At 68.8% G+C, this 21,059-nt stretch carries 24 protein-coding genes; 7 read left to right on the top strand and 17 right to left on the bottom strand.

The genetic code is table 11. The features are described from left to right. Positions 1-11 precede the first annotated feature (11 nt). Positions 12-458: a pyridoxamine 5'-phosphate oxidase family protein gene (locus ACZ3HL_RS02210; protein ID WP_465416354.1), complete on the bottom strand. Its 447-nt coding sequence runs from the start codon at positions 456-458 to the stop codon at positions 12-14. Positions 459-514: 56 nt separating this feature from the next. After that, positions 515-2,278: a family 20 glycosylhydrolase gene (locus tag ACZ3HL_RS02215; RefSeq protein ID WP_465528258.1), complete on the bottom strand. Its 1,764-nt coding sequence runs from the start codon at positions 2,276-2,278 to the stop codon at positions 515-517. A 154-nt stretch (positions 2,279-2,432) separates the two neighbouring features. Here ACZ3HL_RS02215 and ACZ3HL_RS02220 point away from each other — a divergent pair, with 154 nt between their 5' ends. Next, entirely contained in the window at positions 2,433-3,482 is a 1,050-nt protein-coding gene (locus ACZ3HL_RS02220; protein ID WP_465528260.1) for a nitronate monooxygenase, read from the top strand. Here ACZ3HL_RS02220 and ACZ3HL_RS02225 read toward each other — a convergent pair. The 3 genes from ACZ3HL_RS02225 to ACZ3HL_RS02235 form a co-directional block, all read right to left on the bottom strand. Continuing rightward, a complete protein-coding gene (locus ACZ3HL_RS02225) occupies positions 3,457-4,932 on the bottom strand; it encodes an amino acid permease (protein WP_465416346.1) in 1,476 nt (491 codons plus the stop codon). The genes ACZ3HL_RS02220 and ACZ3HL_RS02225 overlap by 26 nt on opposite strands. 135 nt (positions 4,933-5,067) lie before the next feature. Then, positions 5,068-6,111 (bottom strand): alpha/beta hydrolase, encoded by a 1,044-nt coding sequence (locus ACZ3HL_RS02230; protein ID WP_465528262.1) that lies wholly within the window; start codon positions 6,109-6,111, stop codon positions 5,068-5,070. A gap of 171 nt (positions 6,112-6,282) precedes the next feature. Next, positions 6,283-7,260: a zinc-binding dehydrogenase gene (locus tag ACZ3HL_RS02235; RefSeq protein ID WP_465528264.1), complete on the bottom strand. Its 978-nt coding sequence runs from the start codon at positions 7,258-7,260 to the stop codon at positions 6,283-6,285. A gap of 60 nt (positions 7,261-7,320) precedes the next feature. Here ACZ3HL_RS02235 and ACZ3HL_RS02240 point away from each other — a divergent pair, with 60 nt between their 5' ends. From ACZ3HL_RS02240 to ACZ3HL_RS02250, 3 genes are read left to right on the top strand one after another with little or no spacing between them, the layout of a single operon-like run. Then, positions 7,321-7,524, top strand: coding sequence for a hypothetical protein (locus ACZ3HL_RS02240; protein WP_465416341.1), 204 nt, complete (start codon positions 7,321-7,323; stop codon positions 7,522-7,524). An 11-nt stretch (positions 7,525-7,535) separates the two neighbouring features. Beyond that, positions 7,536-8,015 (top strand): guanyl-specific ribonuclease, encoded by a 480-nt coding sequence (locus tag ACZ3HL_RS02245; protein ID WP_465416340.1) that lies wholly within the window; start codon positions 7,536-7,538, stop codon positions 8,013-8,015. After that, positions 8,012-8,368, top strand: coding sequence for a barstar family protein (locus tag ACZ3HL_RS02250; RefSeq protein WP_465416338.1), 357 nt, complete (start codon positions 8,012-8,014; stop codon positions 8,366-8,368). The genes ACZ3HL_RS02245 and ACZ3HL_RS02250 overlap by 4 nt, the downstream gene beginning before the upstream one ends. Here ACZ3HL_RS02250 and ACZ3HL_RS02255 read toward each other — a convergent pair. From ACZ3HL_RS02255 to ACZ3HL_RS02300, 10 genes are all read right to left on the bottom strand, one after another. After that, positions 8,365-9,138 carry an enoyl-CoA hydratase family protein gene (locus ACZ3HL_RS02255; RefSeq protein ID WP_465528266.1) on the bottom strand — a complete coding sequence of 258 codons (774 nt, stop codon included), beginning with the start codon at positions 9,136-9,138 and terminating at the stop codon, positions 8,365-8,367. The two genes, ACZ3HL_RS02250 and ACZ3HL_RS02255, sit on opposite strands and share 4 nt — an antisense overlap. A 79-nt stretch (positions 9,139-9,217) precedes the next feature. Further along, entirely contained in the window at positions 9,218-9,841 is a 624-nt protein-coding gene (locus ACZ3HL_RS02260) for a cyclase (RefSeq protein WP_465528268.1), read from the bottom strand. A gap of 194 nt (positions 9,842-10,035) precedes the next feature. Further along, complete coding sequence (locus tag ACZ3HL_RS02265; RefSeq protein ID WP_465416330.1) at positions 10,036-10,773, bottom strand: sirohydrochlorin chelatase; 738 nt, start codon at positions 10,771-10,773, stop codon at positions 10,036-10,038. After that, entirely contained in the window at positions 10,770-12,032 is a 1,263-nt protein-coding gene (locus ACZ3HL_RS02270) for a sulfate adenylyltransferase subunit 1 (RefSeq protein WP_465528270.1), read from the bottom strand. Before ACZ3HL_RS02270 ends, ACZ3HL_RS02265 begins: the two co-directional genes overlap by 4 nt. Next, a complete protein-coding gene (gene cysD / locus ACZ3HL_RS02275; protein ID WP_465528272.1) occupies positions 12,032-12,952 on the bottom strand; it encodes a sulfate adenylyltransferase subunit CysD in 921 nt (306 codons plus the stop codon). Before cysD ends, ACZ3HL_RS02270 begins: the two co-directional genes overlap by 1 nt. Positions 12,953-12,963: 11 nt before the next feature. Further along, positions 12,964-13,659: a phosphoadenylyl-sulfate reductase gene (locus tag ACZ3HL_RS02280; protein WP_465416326.1), complete on the bottom strand. Its 696-nt coding sequence runs from the start codon at positions 13,657-13,659 to the stop codon at positions 12,964-12,966. Further along, positions 13,656-13,808: an eL43 family ribosomal protein gene (locus ACZ3HL_RS02285; protein ID WP_007034818.1), complete on the bottom strand. Its 153-nt coding sequence runs from the start codon at positions 13,806-13,808 to the stop codon at positions 13,656-13,658. Before ACZ3HL_RS02285 ends, ACZ3HL_RS02280 begins: the two co-directional genes overlap by 4 nt. Further along, positions 13,805-15,499 carry a nitrite/sulfite reductase gene (locus ACZ3HL_RS02290; RefSeq protein WP_465416322.1) on the bottom strand — a complete coding sequence of 565 codons (1,695 nt, stop codon included), beginning with the start codon at positions 15,497-15,499 and terminating at the stop codon, positions 13,805-13,807. Before ACZ3HL_RS02290 ends, ACZ3HL_RS02285 begins: the two co-directional genes overlap by 4 nt. A gap of 36 nt (positions 15,500-15,535) precedes the next feature. Continuing rightward, entirely contained in the window at positions 15,536-15,622 is an 87-nt protein-coding gene (locus tag ACZ3HL_RS02295) for a putative leader peptide (protein ID WP_360907593.1), read from the bottom strand. Between the two features lie 153 nt (positions 15,623-15,775). Further along, positions 15,776-16,348 carry a TetR/AcrR family transcriptional regulator gene (locus ACZ3HL_RS02300; RefSeq protein WP_465416320.1) on the bottom strand — a complete coding sequence of 191 codons (573 nt, stop codon included), beginning with the start codon at positions 16,346-16,348 and terminating at the stop codon, positions 15,776-15,778. A gap of 83 nt (positions 16,349-16,431) precedes the next feature. Between ACZ3HL_RS02300 and ACZ3HL_RS02305 the strand changes: the two genes are divergently transcribed. The 3 genes from ACZ3HL_RS02305 (at position 16,432) to hemW (ending at position 18,566) form a co-directional block, all read left to right on the top strand. Continuing rightward, positions 16,432-16,845 carry a VOC family protein gene (locus ACZ3HL_RS02305; RefSeq protein ID WP_126729537.1) on the top strand — a complete coding sequence of 138 codons (414 nt, stop codon included), beginning with the start codon at positions 16,432-16,434 and terminating at the stop codon, positions 16,843-16,845. A gap of 85 nt (positions 16,846-16,930) precedes the next feature. Then, positions 16,931-17,287 (top strand): hypothetical protein, encoded by a 357-nt coding sequence (locus tag ACZ3HL_RS02310; protein ID WP_465416317.1) that lies wholly within the window; start codon positions 16,931-16,933, stop codon positions 17,285-17,287. Between the two features lie 64 nt (positions 17,288-17,351). Continuing rightward, a complete protein-coding gene (hemW, locus tag ACZ3HL_RS02315) occupies positions 17,352-18,566 on the top strand; it encodes a radical SAM family heme chaperone HemW (protein WP_465528274.1) in 1,215 nt (404 codons plus the stop codon). Here hemW and ACZ3HL_RS02320 read toward each other — a convergent pair. Together ACZ3HL_RS02320 and ACZ3HL_RS02325 are read right to left on the bottom strand one after the other, a co-directional pair. Then, complete coding sequence (locus tag ACZ3HL_RS02320; RefSeq protein WP_465528276.1) at positions 18,559-19,251, bottom strand: hypothetical protein; 693 nt, start codon at positions 19,249-19,251, stop codon at positions 18,559-18,561. The two genes, hemW and ACZ3HL_RS02320, sit on opposite strands and share 8 nt — an antisense overlap. Then, positions 19,248-21,050: a carbamoyltransferase family protein gene (locus tag ACZ3HL_RS02325; protein ID WP_465416311.1), complete on the bottom strand. Its 1,803-nt coding sequence runs from the start codon at positions 21,048-21,050 to the stop codon at positions 19,248-19,250. Before ACZ3HL_RS02325 ends, ACZ3HL_RS02320 begins: the two co-directional genes overlap by 4 nt. Positions 21,051-21,059: the final 9 nt, after the last annotated feature.

Consider the following 21,059-nt stretch of genomic DNA (forward strand, 5'->3'; position numbering starts at 1 on the left):
GCCTTTTCCTGTCAGCGATTCCCGCTGATGCGGTTCGCCGTGACGAAGACGGCGACCCGGCGTTCGGCGGCCATGACGCGGTCGTATTCGTCCCAGTCGTCGTGGGTGCCCGTCGCCGCGACGAAGACCTCGCGCAGCAACCGGGGAAGGCCGGCCGGGTCGAAGTCCGGGTCCGGGTCGTCCGGTCCGATGAGGTGCGTGCTTCCCTGGACCGCCGCCCACTCCCAGCCACGCCGGAAGGTGACCGTGGCGTGGCCTGCCCGGCGGAAGAGATCGAGCTTCTTCACCCCGCCCATCGCCACGAAGGCGACTCCCGGTGCGTTGGTGACCGGGTCTTCGAAGACGCCGGCGTTGACCACCGAGGAGTGGACGGTGCCATCCGCGCGGACCGTCGAGACGGTCGCGAGTCCGTTTTCGCGCAAGGAAAGTGTGCGGACGAGTTCGAGGTCTGCGGCCATGGCACCACCGTAGCCCGCCGGCCCGGTGAAGGGGGCCGAGCGGGCTACCGGACGGGTCAGCAGGTGCCGTTGTCGCGCCAGACACCCCATTGGCCGGTCGTCCCGGGCTCTTCGCCTTGCGTCCACCACTGCGCCGTCCACTTGTGCCCGTTGTGGGAGACGGTCGCTCCGCCCGTGTAGACCGAACCACGGTCCCAGGCGGGAAGCGAGCAGGTGCCCGGGTTACCGGAGCCGGTCTCCCAGGGCACCTGGCTCGACTTGTAGTAGGCGAGGCCCTGGGCCTGCCACCGCGGGGCTTGGGCACCGAGGCGTACCCGGAAGGTGTTCCAATCGTGGGTCGACCACGGCGACCAGCCGAGTTCGGCGTGCGCGGGGAGCCGGGGGAAGGCGAGGTAGTCGATGTTCGCCGGGGTGACCACGGTTTCGGTCCACAGCGGGGATTCGACGCCGCGGACGGCGGATTCGGGCACGCCGGAGAGGTAGGCGCCCGGGTTCCAGTTGTAGGCGTCCTGGACCTCGATGTAGCCGGCCCACGAGAGCCCGATCGGGGTGCTGGAGTTGTACTTCATGTCCAGGTAGGCCTTGTTCGCCGGCGACAGGATCACCTTGCTGCCGCGGGCGACGGCGTTCGAGACCTCCGTGCTGGACGTCGTCGTGCCCCAGAACTGCGGAGTCGCCGTGGCGGGCAGGGTGGCCTTGCCGATCTCGTGCCAGCCGACGACCTGCTTGCCCGCGGCGGCCACCATCGGCAGCACCCGGTTCATGAACGTGCGGTAGTCCGCGTCGCTGGTGGCCTGGGCCTCGTCGCCGCCGAGGTGGAAGTACGGCCCGGGCGTCAGTGCGGCGACTTCGCGGATGACGTCGTTGACGAAGGTGTAGGTGATCTCCTTCGAGATGCAGAGCGAGCTGTAGCCGACGGCGGTGTCGGTGCGCAGCGGGGGAGCGGTGTTGTTGCAGTTCAGCTCGGCGTACGAGGCCAGGGCGGCGTTGGTGTGCCCGGGCATGTCGATCTCCGGGATGACCGTGATGAACCGCGAGGCCGCGTAGTTCACGATCTCCGTGTACTGCGCTTTCGTGTAGTAGCCGCCGGCGCCTCCGCCGACCTGGGTGCTGCCGCCGTAGGTGGTCAGTCGCGGCCAGCTGTCGATCTGGATGCGCCAGCCCTGGTCGTCGGCGAGGTGCAGGTGCAGGTTGTTGATCTTGTACTGCGCCAGCTGGTCGATGTACCGCTTGACGGTGGCGACCGGATGGAAATGCCGGGCGACGTCGAGCATCGCGCCTCGGTAGCCGAATCGCGGGTAGTCCAGGATGTCGGCGCCCGGGATCGTCCAGGGGCCCTGCTGGACCGTGGAGCTTTCGATCTTGCCCGGCAACATCTGTCGCAGCGTCTGCACGCCGCCGAAGAGACCTTGCGCGGTTGTCGCGCGCAGGACGACCGAAGCGGATGTCGAGTTGAGCTGGTAGCCCTGGTCACCGACACGAGAGTCGGCTCCGGACAGCAGGAGTGAGATTCCGTCGGCCGGGGTCGCCGAGGGCGCGTCGGAGACGGGCAGCGGGTAGCCGGTGGACGCACGGAAGATGCCGGCGAGGTAGTCGCCGACGGCCCTGGCCTGCGCCGAACCGGCCTGGGTGTAGATCTTGGTGTTCGCGGTCAGGGTGTGGTCGGCACCGGTGACCGCGCGGACCGAGACCGGGACCGGGACGATCGCTTGCAGTGGCGGGGTGGCCGCGTCGGCGACGGGGGCGGCTGCGGTGGTGGCGCCGGCGAGCAGCGCCACCCCGACGAAGGCGCGCCCAAGTCGCGCTTTCAAGGTCTTCACCGGGTGCCTCCAGGGGACAGGGGGACGTGACGCGCGTCACGACCTGTCCGATGGTCGCATTTTCGGCGTTAAAGGTCTAGACCACCACGGTGGAACGTCGGAGTGGCTCGAACGTCACATTCCGTGTCGCGGTGAGGGGACTATCGTCGGAAACGTGTTCGATGATCTGCGTTTTCCCGTGATCGCGGCCCCGATGGCCGGTGGGCCGACCACTCCCGAGCTCGTGGCCGCGGTGACCGCGGCGGGCGGATTCGGCTTCCTGGCCGGGGGCTATCTGAGCGCCGACGCCCTCGCGGACCGGATCGCGAAGACCGCCGGGCTGACCGGCGAGCCGTTCGGTGTGAACCTCTTCGTCCCGGGCGCCGCCGCCGAGGCGGATCTCGGCGCGCATATCGAGCGGTGGCGCGCGGAGGCCGAGCGCCTCGGCGTCGAACCCGGCGAGCCGCGCTGGGACGACGACGCCTATGCCGCGAAGCTCGAAGTCGTCCTTGAGCGCAAGGTGCCGGTGGTTTCGTTCACGTTCAGCACGCCCTCGGTCGAGGACGTCGAACGCCTGCACGCCAACGGGAGCAAGGTGGCTGTCACGGTCACCAGCCCGGCGGAGGCCGATCATGCCGTGGCTGTCGGCACGGACGCCCTCGTGGTCCAGGGATTCGAGGCCGGAGCGCATCGAGGGCTCTTCGCTGACGAGCCAGGAGCCGAAGGCGGGGGTGCGCAGTACGGCGTCCTCAGCCTGCTCCGGCTGGTCTCGGCGCGGACGGATTTGCCGCTCGTCGCGACGGGTGGGCTGGTGCACGGAGCCGACATCGCGGCGGTGCTGGCGGCGGGGGCCGTCGCGGCACAGCTAGGCACCGCTTTCCTGCGGGCGGACGAGGCTGGGACACAGCCCGCGCACCGGCAGGCAGTCGCGGACGGCGGAAGGCCGACGGCGTTCACCCGGGCGTTCAGTGGACGTCCCGCCCGGTCACTGGTCAACCGCGCGGTCGCGGACTTCTCGGCCACGGCGCCGTCGGCGTATCCGGAGGTCAACAACCTGACCAAACCGGTCCGCGCGGCGGCGGGCAAGGCGGGCGACCCCGAGATCATGTCCCTCTACGCGGGGCAGACCTACGAACTCGCGGGCTCCGGCCCGGCGGCGTCGATCATCGAACGCCTCCAGGCCGAAGCCCGCGAAGCCGCTACGCGTTTGAGTCGTCTCCACTGACCTGCTTCGCGTCGCCGTTGTCCGCGTTCATCGCGGAGTGTCGACGGCTGTAGGCGAAGTAGATGATCAGGCCGACGCCGAACCAGGCGGCGAACCGCAGCCAGGTCTCCGGGTTCAGGAACGTGATCAGCCAGATCGAGAAGACGATCCCGATGATCGGCACGACCGGCATGCCGGGGGTCTTGAAGGACCGGGGCAGGTCCGGCTGCTTGTAGCGCAGGACGATCACCGCGACGCAGACGACGACGAACGCGAGCAGGATGCCGATGTTCGTCAGTTCCGCGGCCTCGCCGATGGGCAGCAGCCCGGCGATGACCGCCGACGCGACACCGAGCACCCAGGTCATCCGGCTCGGCACCTTGCGGACCGGGTGGGTCTTGCTGAACCACTTGGGCAGCAGGCCGTCGCGGCTCATCGAGTAGCCGACCCGGCTCGCGCCCATGAGGAAGGTGAACAGGACCGTGGTGATACCGATGATCGCGCCGACGGCGATGATCAGGCCGAGCCACTTCATGCCGAGGCCGGCGAAGGCGCTGGAGAAGGCGGCCTCGCTGTCGATGTCCTTGTAGTTGACCATCCCGGTCAGGACCAGGCAGGCCAGCACGTAGAGCACCATCGAGATGGCGAGCGAGTAGATGATCGCCTTCGGCATGTGCTTCTGGGAGTCGGTCGACTCCTCTGCCGCGGTGGACATGGCGTCGTAACCGAAGACCGCGAAGAACACGGTCGCCGCGCCGGTGAACGCGCCGCTGAGGCCGAACGGGAAGAAGTTCGAGTAGTTGTCGGTGTTGATGTGGAAGACGCCGACGACGATGACCAGCAGGACCAGGCCGACCTTCAGGTAGACCAGCAGCGTTTCGAACCGGGCCGCGTTCTTCATCCCCTGGTTGAGGATGAAGGCGATCAGCAGGCACAGCAGCACGGCGAACAGGTTGATCTTGTAGGACCCCGGTGCGACATCGCCCGTTTCGGTGCCCGGAGCGCCCAGCATCCACGTCGGGAGCTCGATGTTGAGATAGCCCAGCAGTTCGTTGAAGTAGCCGGAGATGCCGATCGCGACCACCGCCACGATCGCGGTGTACTCCAGCAGCAGGTCCCAGCCGATGAACCAGCCGACGATCTCGCCCAGCACGGTGTAGCCGTAGGTGTAGGCCGACCCGGCGCGGGGGATCAGCCCGGCGAACTCGGCATAGGAGAACGCGGCGGCGGCGCTGGCGATACCGGCGATGAGGAACGAGATGAGCACGGCGGGGCCTGCCGTCTTGTTCGCGACCGCGCCGGCCAATGAGAAGATCCCCGCACCGATGATGCCCCCGACGCCGATCGCGGTCAGCTGCCGCAGGCCGAGCGTGCGTTGGAGCCCTCCGCCCCCATTGAGCTCTTGGATCTGATCGATCGGTTTACGGCGGAAAATCCCGGATCCCGAGCCCAGGCTGCGCGGTGCGGACATCGTCGTCTCCCAACAGGTTGTGCCCTTCGGACTGGGTCACAGTCCGAATGGAGACTAGGCAAGCGCCGCGAAGCGGCTCCATTGAGGGTGGTGGCGGGGGCATGGATGGACGTAGCGGGAGCCGGGACTTCGCACCTATCCGGCGACGGTGTCCTCGCTCACTTCGGCGGCCACGCGAGCGGCGATCTTCGACGGCCTGGACGCGCCGGCGGAGAAGTAGGTCAGCAGTTCGGAGATCTCGACGGGGTCGTCCAGCTGCGGGCAGTGGCCCCAGTCCTCGCGAACCATCAGCCTGCTGTGCGGGACCAGCGCGTGCAGCTGACGGCCGGAGGCGGCGCTGACCAGCTTGTCCTTGCCGCAGACGACCACCAGGAGCGGGATGCGGACCTCCTCGAGCCGGTACGCGTTCGCCAGCTCTTCGACGAGCTGCCTCGCCTGTTCCAGCCTGGTGGTGGTGGACCGGTAGTCCGGGAACAGCGAGGTGAACCGGCGGACCTGGGTGGCGTCGGCGGCGGAGGAGTCGGCGTACAGCAGCCGGGGGACGACCTGCTCGGCGACGGCGCGCACGAGGAAGCCCGGGATCGGCAGCGGCAGGGCCGAGTACATCCGGAGCGGCAGCGGATACCGGGCCACGGTGCGGATGAGCCAGCTGTCCACGAAACCGGGCGCGGCGATCGACACCACGCCCGCGACGGGCAGCCGGTGGTTCTCGGCGGCTCGGAGGCTCATCGTGCCGCCGAGCGAGTTGCCGGCGAGCACCACCGTGCCGAGTACGGCCTGCTCCTTGACCACGGCCGCGGTGAACGCGTCCAGCTGCGGGAGCATCGGACCCGGCCGCAGTGGCTGAGCGTCACCGAATCCGGGCAGATCGACCGCGACCGCCGGAACACCGGCGGCCGCGAGCAGCTCCAGAACCGGGCGCCAGGTGTCGGCGCTGTCGCAGTAGCCGTGCAGCAGCACCAGCCTCGGCGCCGTCGGTTTGACCTGTCCGCGGGCGGTGGTCCGCTTGCCGAGCACCCGCCGGGGCGCGCGATCGGTGGATTCCACCGGCTGCGGCCCGACCTCGAGCACTCTGGTGCGGACACCGGCGTAGCGCCGGAACGAGACGCGGATCGGGTCGGTGTCGCTGGTGGTCCGGCCCCCCGGGTCCGCCGGTTCGGGCCGCTGCGATGCGGTCATCTTCCCAGGCTAACCGCGAGAGGTCGGATTTTGGTCGAACTTTGGTCGTGAAAAGCTCCCTGAGTCATAACGTTCTTGACACTTGACAAGACTGCGAAATGACTGCTTGACCTGGGCGGAACGCGCGGACGTGCGCCTGTGTGCGCGTTTCATCGGAGCACGGGGGAAGAGTCACCCCTCCGATGAATGCGTGAAGACCACCTTGCCGGAGGTTTCCCCGTCGAGCATGTTCTTAAACCCGGTTTCGGCTTCGGCGAGCGGCAGTTCGGCGCCGATCTGCGGGCGGACCCCCGTGAGCTCCAGGTAGGCGAGGAGATCGTTCAGTTCGTCCCTGGTCCCCATGGTCGAACCGGCGATACGCAGTTGCAGAAAGAACACGCGCTGCAACTCCGCGTGAGCGTCCGGACCGCTGGTCGAGCCCGAAACGACGATGATGCCGCCCGGTTTGAGCGACTTCACCGAGTGCGACCAGGTCGCCTTCCCGACGGTTTCGAAGACGGCGTCGACTCGTTCCGGCAGCCGCGCGCCGGACTCAAAGGTCTGATGTGCGCCCAGACTCTGGGCCAGCGCACGCTTCTCCTCGCTACGACCGGTCACCCAGACCCGGAAGCCTGCCGCACGCCCGAGCTGGACGAGGGCGGTCGAGACGCCGCCGGCGGCGCCCTGCACGAGCATCGTCTGTCCCGGTCGCAGCCCGGACTTCACGAACAGCATCCGGTACGCGGTCAGCCACGCCGTGCCCATGGTCGCGGCTTCGGCGAAGGTCAGGCTCGACGGCTTCGGCACGACGTTGCGCGCCGGAACCACGACCTGCTCGGCGAAGGTGCCTTGGTACTTCTCGGTGAGCAGGGTGCGCTTCGGGTCGAGCGTGTCGTCGCCCTGCCAGCCCGGGGCGTTGATCACCGAGTGGACGACGACCTCGGTGCCGTCGTCGAGGGTGCCCGCGCCGTCGCAGCCGAGGATCATCGGGAACTGCTCGGGTTTGATGCCGACGCCGCGCAAGGTCCACAGGTCGTGCATGTTGAGGCTGGCGGCCTTGACGTTGACCCGCACCCAGCCTTCGGGCACGTCGGGCTCGGGTCGCTCGCCGATCACGAGCGAGTCCAGCGGCTTTTCGGCGTTGGGTTCGGAAGCGTAAACGGCGAACATGTCAGCAACTTACCCGGCCTGACCGGCGGTGGCAGTGCCTGCGAGCGTAGGCTCACAATTGTGTTCGACGGGCTTGCAGACTGGTGGGACGGCGTGGAGCTGTGGCTCGCGCAGGCCCCGTTCCCCGTACAGTTCGTGCTGGTCATGGCGGTCGTGGTGCCGCTGTGCCTGGTCGCGGCCTGGGTGCTCGACACGGTGTTCGGAAAGCTCGCCCGGTTCTTCGGCGCGGCCCGCGATGCGAACGACTCCGACCGGCCGTCCTAAGCTGGCACACCATGTTCAACCGTAGGCGGATCACCGCCGCCCTGATCGGCCTGATCGTGCTGGTGCTCGCAGGCTGGTTCGTCAAGGACGGCATCAGCGGTGACGACACAAAGAGCGCTCCGGCGAGTTCGTCCGCTTCGGCCACGCCGTCGGGTGACGCCGCGGCGGGCCAGGCGAAGGGCAAGGTCGCGGGCGCGGAGTCCGGGCTTCCGGTCAAGCCGCTCACCGGGCTTCCCTCGCAGGCGTCCGACACCTGGAAGCTCATCCAGGCGGGCGGGCCGTACCCGTATCCGCGCAACGACGACGTCACCTTCCAGAACCGGGAGAAGGTCCTGCCCGCCAAGGGTTCCGGCTACTACCGGGAGTACACGGTCAAGACGCCGGGCAGCCCTGATCGCGGGGCCAGGCGGCTCGTGACCGGTAGCGGCAAGGAGCTGTACTACACCGAGGACCACTACAAGTCCTTCGTCGTAGTGGATCCCAGCCGATGAGCGCGGGCAAGGAAGCGGCGGACAAGGCGTTCGCCCGCGGCGCGTATCCGCATCTGATCGACGGCGCGCGGACGATCGACAAGGACACCACGCTCGACGCGATCGCGGAGGCGCTGTCGTTCCCCGACTACTTCGGGAAGAACCTCGACGCGCTCTACGACTGCCTCACCGACCTGTCGTGGCTCCCGGCCGGCGAGCACGTGCTGATCTGGTCCGGCTCCTCGGGCCTCAGGGAACGCGATCCCAAGGCGTACCTGGCCGTCCGCAGCGTGCTTTCCGACGCGCAGCGGGCGCTGGGACCCTCCGGTGACCGGAAGGACTCCCGGCGCCTCACTGTCGTCTTGCCGGACTAGGCCTCCGGAACCCAGTTCGGCTTGCGCTTCTGGGCGAAGGCCGTGATGCCCTCCTGGCCTTCTTCGCTCGCGAAGAACCCGGCGGACAGCTTGTTCATGGCCTCGAAGCCTTCGGACGGCGTCGCCGGGCGAGGCTTGCTGAGCAGTTCCTTCGTCGCCGCGAGCGCCTTCGGCCCGCCGAGGGCGAGCGCCTTGACGTAGCGGGCGACCGCGCCGTCGAGTTCGTCGGCGGGAACGGCGGAGTTCAGCAGGCCGATCTCGACGGCGCGCTTCGCGTCGAAGGTGTCACCGGTCAGGAAGAGCTCGTGCGCGGCGCGGGCGTTGAGCCGCGGCAGCACGGTGAGCGAGATGACGGCGGGCACGACGCCGATCCGCACCTCGGAGAAGGCGAAGGTGGCTTCGTGGACGGCCACGGCGATGTCGGTCGCGGCCACCATGCCGATACCGCCCGCCCGTGCGGGGCCCGCCAGCTTCGCCACGACGGGTTTGGGGCTGGTCCACAGCTGCTCGAGGATCTTCGGGAACTCGTTGACGCCCTGGGCGCCCGCACCGGCGCCGCGGGCCTCCTTGAGATCCATGCCCGCGCAGAACACCGGACCGGTGTGGGTGAGCACGATGACCCGCACCGCGTCATCGGCCTGCGCCTTGTCCAGCGACTCGCTCAGTTCACGCCGCAGCTGGGCGGAGAGCGCGTTGCGGTTGTGCGGGGAGTCCAAGGTGATCGTGGCGGTGCCGCCCACCACGTCGTAGTGCACCAGTTCGTCAGCCATGCCTCACCTTCGCATGAGCGAAGTCGGGCCGGGCAGTGGCCTGCGCCACCATCGCCGCCGATGGTGGCGCAGGCACGGGTCAGCCGATCGTCGTCGTGGTGAAGGTCGGGCTCGGGTTCGGGAAACAGGCGGTCGGGGCGGAGACGTCGAAACCGGCGCTGACCACGGCGGTGAACGTCAGGCCCGGGTCGCTGTAACTGGTGCCGCCCAGTTTCGTCTCGATGGTGCCGGACGATCCCGCGGTCAGGTGCGCGGTGACGGTCGGCAGTTCGAACGTCGAGCCGCCCGCGATCGGGCCGGGGAAGCTCAGCGTCGCGACGCTGCCGGAGACGGTGATCTTCGGCGGGGTCGAGCCGATGCCGGAGCCGCCGGCGAGGTCGGCGCTCACCCAGGTCGAGTTCGCCGGGATCGGGATCTTCAGGGAGAAGTCCTTGATCTGCTTGACCTGGTAGCCGCTGACCTCGGCCGGGACGGTGTTCGGCGCCGGGTCGATGACGACGTCGAGCGCGGCGCCGGGTGCGACCGTGGCCGGTGCGCTGACGTCGGCGTCCTGGTTCAGCTTGAGGTACTTGTTGCCGACGAGCGGCGGCTTCGCCTCGCAGTCGAAGACGACGGTGGTCGCCGCGGAAGCCGGTGCGGCGATACCGACGAGCGGGACGAGCACGGCCGAGGCGCAGACCAGGGCACGGATGGCAGCCTTCATGTTCCACCTACCTGGGGGTTCGATGGGGAGAGAGGGAGCTGCGCAGCGTTTAGATAGTTACCGGCAAGTTAAGTAACTCGTCAAGAAATCTCCGTTCCCATACGCGGGGCGTCACGGAACTGGGAATGAGACCCACCGAAGATCGGTATCAAGGGTCCGAACGGGACGAAACGTGCTACTGAGCCGATGAACGATCAGGCGGCGAGCCGGGCGGCGGCGACGTCGTAGCGGTCCAGGACGAGCCCGGCGATCCGCGGATCCGGCCCCAGCGGCCCGGCGACGATCACCGACGGGTCGGCTTCGCGGGCCAGGCGGGCGATCCGGTCCGGCAGCAGCCCCGGCGCGAGGAACCAGCCCGCGACCGCGAGCCGTTGAGCGCCGTTGAGCCGCAACCGCGCGATGGCGGCGGGCACGTCCGGCTGCGCGGCGCTGGCGAAGGCCGGCGTCGCGAGCAATCCGCGACGCAGCTGCCAGCGGGTGGTGATCCCGGCGACCGCGTCGTTCGCCGCGACGTTCGACGAACCGACACCGGCCAGCAGGACACCCAGCCCGGGATCGTCCAGGTCCGCTCCCGCCTCGCTGAGCCGGTCCAGCGCGACCGTCTCGATGAGCGGGTCGATGCCCAGGACCCCGGAAACCCGCACGTCGAGGCCTGGGCAGTCCGCGGTCGCCTCGGCGACGAGCGCGGGCAGGTCGACCCTGGCGTGGTACGCGACGCCGAGCAGCAGGGGCACCACGACGACCTCGCGGTGGCCCTCGGCGTACAAACCGCGCAGGGCGTCGGTGAGCAACGGCTCCGAAAGATCCAAAAAGGACTCGCGGATGTCGACTTCCGGCGCCAGTCCACGGGAGACGTCGAGCAGGGCGCGGATGGTCGCGGCGGACCGCGGATCGCGGCTGCCGTGGGCGACGGCGAGGAGCGGTGGGGTCATGCGAACCTTTCGCCGACGAGTCCGGCCGCCAGTGTATCGCCGTCCTTCGGGTCGATGACCAGGAAAGCGCCCGTCCGCGGGCTGACGCCGTAGTCGTCGACGCCGATCTCCTCGGCCAGCCGGAGCGTGACCCGGCCGATGTCGTTGAGTTCCAACGTGCCCGGATCGTCCACACTGGACAACGTCTGCTCGTCGAAGCGGGCGTGGAGTTCGCCGGCCAGTGCCTGCACCGTCCGCGTCCCGTGCTTCACCAGCACCCGCGCGCCCGGTTTGAGCGCCTTGGCCGAGAGCCAGCACAGCGTCGCGGTGATCTCGTCGGTCACCGTCGGCTGCCGGTCCGCGGCGGAGATCAGGTCGCCCCGCGAGATGTCGACGTCGTCGGTGAGCAACAGGGTCACCGAGGTGCCGGCGCCGGCTTCGGCGAGTGGCCCGTCGGCGGTGTCGATGGCCTCCACCCGGCTGCGGATTCCTTGCGGTAGCACGACGATCTCGTCACCCGGCCGGACGGTGCCCGCCGCGATCTGCCCCGCGTACCCGCGGTAGTCGGGGTGGTCGGCCGTGCGCGGCCGAATCACGTACTGCACCGGGAAGCGGAACGCCGAATCGTGCGGATCCGGCGCCACGGGCACGGTTTCCAGGTGCTCCAGCAGCGTCGGGCCGGAGTACCAAGGGGTCTTGCCCGACTTCTCCGCCACGTTGTCGCCCACCAGCGCCGAAACCGGCACCGCGAGCACGGAACCCCGTTCGTAGCCCAGCGACGCGGCGTGCTCGGCGAACTCCTCGGCGATCACGGTGAACGTCGCTTCGTCGTAGCCGACGAGGTCGATCTTGTTCACCGCCAGCACCAGGTTCGGGACGCCCAGCAGGGCGAGCACCGCGGCGTGACGACGGGTCTGCTCGATGACGCCCTTGCGCGCGTCGACCAGCAGTACGGCCAGCTGCGCGGTGGACGCCCCGGTCACCGTGTTCCGCGTGTACTGCACGTGGCCCGGCGTGTCCGCGAGCACGAAACTGCGCTTCGGCGTCGCGAAGTACCGGTACGCCACGTCGATCGTGATGCCCTGCTCGCGTTCCGAGCGAAGGCCGTCCACGAGCAGGGAGAGGTCCGGAGTGGACAGTCCTTTGTCGACACTGGCGCGGGTGACCGCGTCCAGCTGGTCGGCGAGGACGGATTTGGTGTCGTACAGGAGCCGCCCGACCAGGGTCGACTTCCCGTCGTCCACACTGCCCGCGGTCGCGAGCCTGAGGAGGCTGGACATCAGAAGTACCCTTCCCGCTTGCGGTCTTCCATCGCCGCCTCCGACATCCGGTCGTCGGCGCGGGTGGCGCCGCGTTCGGTGAGCCGGGAGGCCGAGACCTCGGCGATGACCTCGTCCACCGTGGCGGCGGTCGATTCGATGGCGCCCGTGCACGAACCGTCGCCGACGGTCCGGTAGCGCACGGTCAGTTCCTTGACGACCTCGTCCGGCCTCGGCCCGCCCCATGGGCCTTCGGTGAGCCACATGCCGTCGCGCTGGTAGACCTCGCGCCGGTGCGCGTAGTAGATCGACGGCAGCTCGACCTTCTCCCGCGCGATGTAGTTCCAGACGTCCGCCTCGGTCCAGTTGGACAGTGGGAAGACGCGGACCTGTTCGCCGGGGCGGTGACGGCCGTTGTAGAGGTTCCACAGTTCGGGGCGCTGCCGTCGCGGCTCCCACTGGCCGAAAGCGTTGCGCAGACTGAAGATCCGCTCCTTGGCGCGGGCACGCTCCTCGTCGCGGCGCCCGCCGCCGAAGACGGCGTCGAACTTGTTCTCGGCGATCGTGTCGAGCAGCGGCGTGGTCTGCAGCGGGTTGCGCATCCCGTCGGCGCGCTCTTCGAGCCTGCCGTCGTCGATCCAGTCCTGGACCTTCGCCACGACCAGCCGCAGCCCGTGCTGCTCGACGACGCGGTCGCGGAAGTCGATGACCTCGTCGAAGTTGTGCCCGGTGTCCACGTGCAGCAACGGGAACGGCACCGGCGCGGGCCAGAACGCCTTGATCGCCAGGTGCAGCAGCAGTGTCGAGTCCTTGCCGCCGGAGAACAGGATCACCGGCCGGTCGAACTCGCCCGCCACCTCGCGGAAGATGTGGATGGCCTCGGATTCCAAGGCCGCCAGGTTGTCCTGTGCCGCGGCGGCGACTGGTTCGAGCGTGGTCATGTCGTCCCTTCTCACCCGTGCAAACCGCACTCGGTCTTGCCCTGCCCGGCCCACCGGCCGCTGCGCGGGTCCTGACCCGGAGCGACCTTGGCGGTGCACGGCGCGCAGCCGATCGACAGATAACCGATGGACACCAACGGGTTTTCGAGAATCCCGTGCTCGTCGATGTAGTGCCTGAACTCGTCGTCGGACCACGGCGCGATCGGGTTGATCTTCACCAGCCCGTTGCGGTCGTCCCAGGTGACGATGGGGGTGTTCGCGCGGGTCGGCGCGTCGACGCGGCGGACGCCGGTCACCCACGCCGAGTACTTCGCGAGCGTGTTCCGCAGCGGCACGACCTTGCGCAGGTGGCAGCACTGGTTCGGGTCGCGTTCGTGCAGCTTCGGCCCGTACTCGGCGTCCTGTTCGGCGACGCTCTGTGCGGCCTCGGCGTTGACGATCCGCACGCCGGGGTACACGGCCTGCACCGCGTCGCGGGTGCCGATGGTCTCCGGGAAGTGGTAGCCGGTCTGCAGGAACAGCACGTCGACGTCGGGTTTGACCTGGGTGGCCAGATCGATGAGGACGGCGTCCTGCATGTTCGACGCGACGATGAAGTCGTCGCCGAAGGTCTCCGCGGTCCAGCGCAGGGCTTCGGTCGCGGTCGCCTCCGCGAGCTCCTTCGCGGCCCGTTCGGCGAGGGTCTTGTAGTCGGCAGTGGCGGTCATCCTTGCGACACCTCCGGAAAGGACAGTCCGAGGAACTTCACGGTGAAGACCCGGCGGCAGCCCGAGCACAGCCACGAGCCGCCCTCTTCGGGCCGCAGGTCTTCATCGCCACAGAAAGGGCAGTGGTACGGGGTCGCGCGTTCGGTCATTGCAAGACGCTCTCGTCGGCCCGCAGGACCCATTGGGCGAATCGCTCGCCGGGTTCGCGGCCGGCGATGTACGCCCGCACGACCCGTTCGACGTACGCGGTCAGCTCGGAGGCGGTCACCTTGTGGCCGCGCAGTTTGCGGCCGAACCCGGCGTCCAGGCCGAGCCCGCCGCCGAGGTGCACCTGGAAGCCCTCGACCTGCTTGCCGTCCTCGTCGGTGACGATCTGGCCCTTGAGCCCGATGTCGGCGGTCTGCACGCGGGCGCACGAGTTGGGGCAGCCGTTGAGGTGCACGGTCACCGGGTTCTCGATCTCGGCCTGGATGTCGGCGAGCCGCTTCTCGAGTTCGGTGACCAGTTCGATCGCGCGTGCCTTGGTCTCGACGATCGCGAGCTTGCAGAATTCCAGACCGGTGCAGGCCATGACCCCGCGGCGCCAAGGCGAAGGCTCGGTCTCCAGGCCGAGCTCGGACAGCTCGCTCTTCAGACCGTTCACCTCGGCCTCGGGGACGTCGAGGACCACGAGCTTCTGGTGCGGGGTCAGGCGGACCCGGTTCGACCCGGCCCGCTCGGCGGCCTTGGCGACGGCCAGCAGGATGGCGCCGGAGACACGCCCCGCGACCGGCGCGGCACCGACGTAGAACTTCCCGTCGATCTGCGGGTGCACGCCCACGTGGTCGATCTGGGCGGCGGGCACCTCGGGTGCCGGGCCGTCGATCAGCTTGCGCTCGAGGTACTCGTCTTCCAGTACCTGGCGGAACTTCGCGGCACCCCAGTCCTTCACCAGGAACTTGATCCGGGCGCGGGCGCGGAGCCGCCGGTAGCCGTAGTCGCGGAAGACGCTGATCACGCCTTCCCACACGTCGGGGACCTCGTCGAGCGAGACCCAGGCACCGAGGCGCTGCCCGATCATCGGGTTGGTCGACAGGCCACCGCCGACCCAGACGTCGAAACCGGGGCCGTGCTCGGGGTGGTTCACGCCGACGAAGGCGACGTCGTTGATCTCGTGCGCGACGTCCTGCTGCCCGGAGACCGCGGTCTTGAACTTGCGCGGCAGGTTCGAGTAGCGCGGGTCGCCGATGTAGCGGCGTTTGATCTCGTCGATCGCGGGGGTGCCGTCGATGATCTCGTCGGCGGCGATACCCGCGACGGGTGAGCCGAGGATGACGCGCGGGCTGTCCCCGCACGCCTCCAGCGTGGTCATCCCGGCTTTTTCGAGCTTGTCCCAGATCGTCGGGACGTCCTCGATCTGGATCCAGTGGTACTGGATGTTCTGCCGGTCGGTGATGTCGGCGGTGTCGCGCGCGTGGGTCTGCGAGATCTCGGCGAGCACGGCCAGCTGCTCGGTGGTCAGCGCGCCGCCGTCGAGCCGCACCCGCAGCATGAAGTAGCGGTCGTCGAGCTCTTCGGGTTCCAGCGTCGCGGTGCGGCCACCGTCGATCCCCGGCTTGCGCTGGGTGTAGAGACCGAACCAGCGGAACCGGCCGCGGAGGTCACCGGGGTCGATCGAGTCGAAGCCGCCGCGGGCGTAGATGTTCTCGATCCGCGCACGGACGTTGAGCGGGTTGTCGTCCTTTTTGGACCGCTCGTTGGGGTTCAGGGGTTCGCGATACCCCAGCGCCCACTGACCCTCGCCCCGTTTCTGTTTCACCCGGGGCGTGCGGGCAGGGGTCTCGCGCGTGGGCGACGACATGGGAGTCCTCCGGCAGATCGTGGTGGTGGCGGGGAGTCAGCGGTTCGTCGCACAGAGCGCGCTCGCCACACGACGGAGATCCACGTGGCGGCGTGCCACGAGGGTGATTCCGGCGCGGGTCATTGATTCAGCGTGCCACGCGCCCACTATGTGGTCCAGGCCGGTCCGAATGCTGAGAACGCCGCCCGGATTCGACTGTTTCCGCTGGTCAAGGGCCTTACTTGAGGGTCAAGTCCGGGTTCGCGGCCGGGCATTGTGACGCAGAACGCGCGCTGCTCACGAGGGGAGAACGCGGTCCACGATGATCCGGATGACCTCTTCGTCGGTGACGTCCGCGAGCACCTCCGGCAGGGTCAGCCGTTCGACGGTGAGCCCGGTCAGCGCGAGGTACATCAGCAGGACCTCGGGGCGTCCGCCCGGCATCCCCGCCGCGACGTGCCAGTCGACGCTCATGTCGATGCCCTCGCGGACGGTCTTGGTCAACGCGGCCGAGAGATCCGGGCGGCGGGTGGCTTCGAGGCGGAGTTCGAGCAGGGCGAGATAGGGCTCGCGGTGGGCGGTCAGGCGGCCCATGAGCTCGCCGAGCAGGACGCCGACCCGGTCGTGTGACGGCGATTCCGCCTGCGGGTTCGCCATCACCTCGGCCGGGGCCGACAACCGTTCCTGCACGCGGACGCCCACCTCGCCGAGCAGCTGGTCCCGGTTGCGGAAGTAGTTCGACGTCGTTCCCGGCGGGACGTCCGCTTCGACGTCCACGGCGCGGTACGTGAGCCCGCGGGCGCCCTCGCGGGCGAGGACGGTGATGGCGGCGTCGGTGAGCGCGGTCCGTCGCTCCGGGTTCTGTCGCATCGGAACATTCTCCTTGCCTCGTCCAAACCACTATGTCTATAGTACTACGCATCAAGTGGTTTAGAACTGGGAGGAAACACCAGATGCAACTCAGCGGTTTCGGTGCCTGTGTGCTCGTCGACGACATCGCCGAGACCACCGCCTGGTGGAAGCGGCACATGCAGTTGACGGTGACGATCGAGCTCGACTGGTTCTCCAGCCTCAACGTCGGCGTCCCCGGCTACGAGATGAGCTTCGCCAAGCGTGGGCACAAGGCCACGCCGGAGCCATGGCGGGCGCAGGAGGCGGCCGGCTCCATGGTCGGCTTCATGGTCGACGACGCGGCGGCCGAGTACGAGCGGCTGCGCGAGGAGGGGGTCAAGATCGTCACCGAGCTCGTGGACGAGGAGTTCGGTCAGCGGCACTTCTACATCGAGGATCTGAACGGCTTCCTGATCGACATCATCGAGGTGATCCCGCCGTCGCCGGAATGGCTGGCCGCGAACGGGTTGGCCTAGTACCGCTTCGGGTGAGTGAGGCCGCGCGGGGCCGCCTTCGCCGCTAGCTTCGGTCTCCGATCCACAGAGGACGGAGGAGTTGCGCATGCGCCGATGGGTGGTCGCCGCGATGGTGCTGGCGTCCCTGCTGATCCCCGGTACCGCTTCCGGGGCTCAGCAGGGGTGCAGGCTGATCTCGCCCGACGAAGGGGCGGTGCTCCACAAGGGTGACTCGTACCGGTTCGAGGCGGTCGGCTGCTCGCCGGGCGTCCGCGGGCATGTGGCCCATACGGTGCTGGTGGAGGTCGCCATGAGCCGCGACGCCGTCACGGACCGCTACGGCGACTGGTCGGTCGACCACGTGGTCAACGACTACTCGCTGAGCATGGAGACCCTCGTCTGGGTGCGGTTCGAGGACGGCACCCGCTCCACGTCGGTCAGGGTGCGCATCGCCGACCGATGACGCGTTCCGCGAAGGCCTCTTTCCCCCGGGAAGGAGGCCTTCGCGGGGTGGGGGACACTGGGGTGTGCCCGCGTTGCTGCCCGAAACCACCACGCCCGTCGAGTCCGCGCTCCCCGAGAGCGCGCTGGAAGGGCTCGGCACGCGACCGTTCGGTGTCTACGTGCACGTCCCCTTCTGCGCGACCCGCTGCGGCTACTGCGACTTCAACACCTACACCGCCGGCGAGCTGGACAGCGGTTCGTCGCCGCAGTCCTGGCTCGAAGGCCTCAAGCGCGAGTTCGACCTGGCCGCGCGCGTGCTGGGGAAGCCGCCCGCGGTCGACACCGTCTTCGTCGGCGGCGGAACCCCGTCCCTGCTCGGCGCCGACGGGCTTCGAAGCGTTCTCGACGCCGTCCGGGACACATTCGGGCTCGCGCCGGACGCCGAGGTGACGACCGAGTCCAACCCCGAGTCCACCTCGCCCGAGTTCTTCGCGGGGATCCGCGACGCCGGGTTCAACCGGATCTCGCTCGGGATGCAGTCGGCCGCACAGCACGTGCTGAAGATCCTCGACCGCGTGCACACCGCCGGCCGTCCGGTCGCGGCCGCCGAGGAGGCCCGCGCCGCGGGGTTCGAGCACGTCAACCTCGACGTCATCTACGGCACGCCGGGGGAGCGGACCGAAGACCTCCAAGCTTCGCTGGACGCGGTGCTGGCCGCCGGGGTCGACCACGTCTCGGCGTACGCGCTGATCGTGGAAGAGGGCACCGCGCTCGCCCGCCGCATCCGCCGCGGCGAACTGCCCGCGCCCGACGACGACGTGCTGGCCGCCGACTACGAGATGATCGACCGCGTCCTCGCGTCGGCGGGGCTGCGCTGGTACGAGGTGTCCAACTGGGCGACCTCGGAGGAAGCCCGCTGCCGGCACAACATCGGCTACTGGCGCGGCGGCGACTGGTGGGGCGCCGGGCCCGGCGCGCACAGCCACGTCGGCGGGGTCCGGTGGTGGAACGTCAAGCACCCGGCCCGCTACGCCGCGTCCCTGGCGGCCGGGGAGTCACCGGCCGCGGGCCGCGAACTGCTGACCGGTGAAGACCGGCATCTGGAACGCGTGATGCTGGAACTCCGGCTCTCCGAAGGGCTTCCGCTCGACGCCCTCGACGACGACGGCCGGGCCGAAGCCCGCGCCGCCGCCGCCGAGGGGTTGCTGGATCAGTCCGCTTTGGACGGTCAGGGCCGTGCGGTGCTGACCGATCGCGGGCGGTTGCTGGCCGACGGTCTGGTGCGCCGGCTCACCTGAGTCCCAATGCCCGGTCCACCCACCGGCCGACCGGCAGCGCGACCACGATCGCCGCCAGCACCAGGTGCACCAGCATGAACATCACCGCGACCGGAACGCTCGGCGGCCCGCCGAGGAACACGATCATATGCGACGCCCACTTCAGCTCGGTCGGTTTCGTACCCGCCGCCCAGACGTCGTTGAGCGCCCAGAACGTCAGGTCGTTCGCGCCCGAGATCACCACGAGGATCGCCGCGACCCCGGTCTTGAGCACGTTCGCCGTCCGGCCGCCGCCCAGCCGGTACGCCATCAGCCCGAACAGGACGATGAACGTCACGATGAACAGTTCGAACTGGTACACCGGCTGGAAGGCGTTCTCGTCGGTGGCCGCGTTCCTGGCGAACGCCTGGATCCGCATGATCAGCTCGGTGTCCAAATAGGACATGTAGACGAACACCGCGAGCACGATCAGCGCCGGACCCCATTTGGTCCGCGGGAAGAGCGCCACCGTGGCGACCGCGAACACGAACGGGCACAGCTTGAACGCCCAGTCGACGACGTTGTCCAGCGTCTGGTCCGGCGGCAGGATCACCATGATCAGCAGCGTGGTCACCACGGCCGGGACGGCGGGCACCAGCCACAGCCATTTCCGCCGCCGGTAGAGCGCGGGAACCCAGCCGTCGGTGTCGGGCAATGTCGCGGTCACAGGTCGTCCTTCTCTGCCCAGAACGGCCCGAGGGCGAGGGCGTCGACGTCGGTCTTCAGGTAGCAGGCCACCGCGTCGGCCGGGCTGGCGACGATCGGTTCGTTGTTGTCGTTGAACGAGGTGTTGACCACCATCGGCACGCCGGTGAGCTTCTCGAACTCGCTGATCATCCGGTAGTACAGCGGGTTGTCCGCTTCGGTCACCGTCTGCACGCGGGCGGTGCCGTCGACGTGGGTGATGGCCGGGACCTCGTCGCGTTTGTCCGGCAGGACGTCGAACACCAGCAGCATGACCGGTGACGGGTAGTCGCTGACGAACCAGTCGCCCGCGCGTTCCGCCAGGCACGACGGCGCGAACGGCCGGAAGGCCTCGCGGTGCTTGACCTTCTCGTTCATCCGCGTCTTCGAATCGGGGTCGCGCGGGTCGGCCACCAGCGAACGGTTGCCGAGCGCTCGCGGCCCGCACTCCATCCGTCCCTGTACCCAGCCGATGATCTTGCCCTCGGAGATCTTCTTCGCCGTGTGCGCGGCGATGTCGTCGACCTTGGTGTAGCGGACCCCGGCGTCCTGCAGCGCCAGTTCCATCTCCGCCTCGGTGTAGTCGGGGCCGGTGTAGGTGTAGCCGTCGCGGGGACGCGGCTTGCCGTACTTGCCGACCGACACCTCCAGCGCCGAACCGAGTGCGCAGCCGTCGTCGGCGGCGGCGGGCTGGGCGAAGAAGTCCTCGAACGGTGTCTCCAGCAGGATCCGTCCGTTCATCACGCTGTTCAGCGCGACACCGCCCGCGACGCACAGCCGCCGCGATCCGGTCTCCCGCTGCAGCCAGCGCGCGATGTGCAGCCCGGCTTCCTCCAGGGTGACCTGCAACGCGTAGGCGACGTCGCAGTAGTGCTGCGGCACCGGGTTCTCCGCGGTGACGCGGGTCTTGGGCCGCGCCGGGCCGAACAGGTCCGTGAACTTCTTCGACATCACGTGCTTGCCGGTGCGGTGGTGGCCGAAGAAGCTCAGGTCGAGCTCGTAGCCGCCGTCGTCGTCGAGGTGGATCAGCTGCTTGAACGCGTCGACGTAGGTGTCGTTGCCCAGCGGCGCCAGGCCCATGATCTTGCCTTCGTCACGGGTGGGGTAGAAGCCGAGGTAGCCGGTGACGCCGGCGTACATCGCGCCGAGCGAGTGCGGGAACTTGATCCGCCGGATGTCGATGATCCGGTTTCCCTTGCCGTGGCCCAGATAGGTCGCGGTGCCGTCGCTGCCGATCCCGTCGAAGGTGAGCACCGCCGACTCTTCCCACGGCGAGATGAAGTACCCACTGGCGGCGTGCGCCTTGTGGTGGTCGACCAGATGCGTCTTGAACTTCGCCGGGCCGGTCCAGCCGACGGCCTCCTTCACGTCGCGTTCGAGGGTGAAGGATCGCTTGATGTGCGCGAGCACCGCGCCGCCGACGTGGTAGTCGTCGACGCCTTTGCCGCCACCGGTCTTGAACGTCTCGACCATTCCCGCCGAGGAGCCGCCCTCGTCACCGTTCTGGTTGCGGAAGACCTCCAGCGTCGCCGGGAAGTACTTCGCGAACACCTTCGCCGCGTGGATGCCTTCGCGCCAGCGCTGCCAGTAGTAGGCGACATGGTCGACGTCGGCGAGGGTGATCCCGCCGCGCTCCAGGCAGAACTTGATCGCCTCGGCGGGGAAGTCCCCGTCGTGCTTCTTCCGGGTGAAACGTTCTTCTTCGGCGAATGCGATGATCTCGCCGTCGCGCACGAGCGCGGCCGCCGAGTCGTGGACCCTGCTGATTCCCAGTACGTACATTTCCTTCTC

It is taken from the genome of Amycolatopsis sp. NPDC000009 (assembly GCF_055563465.1).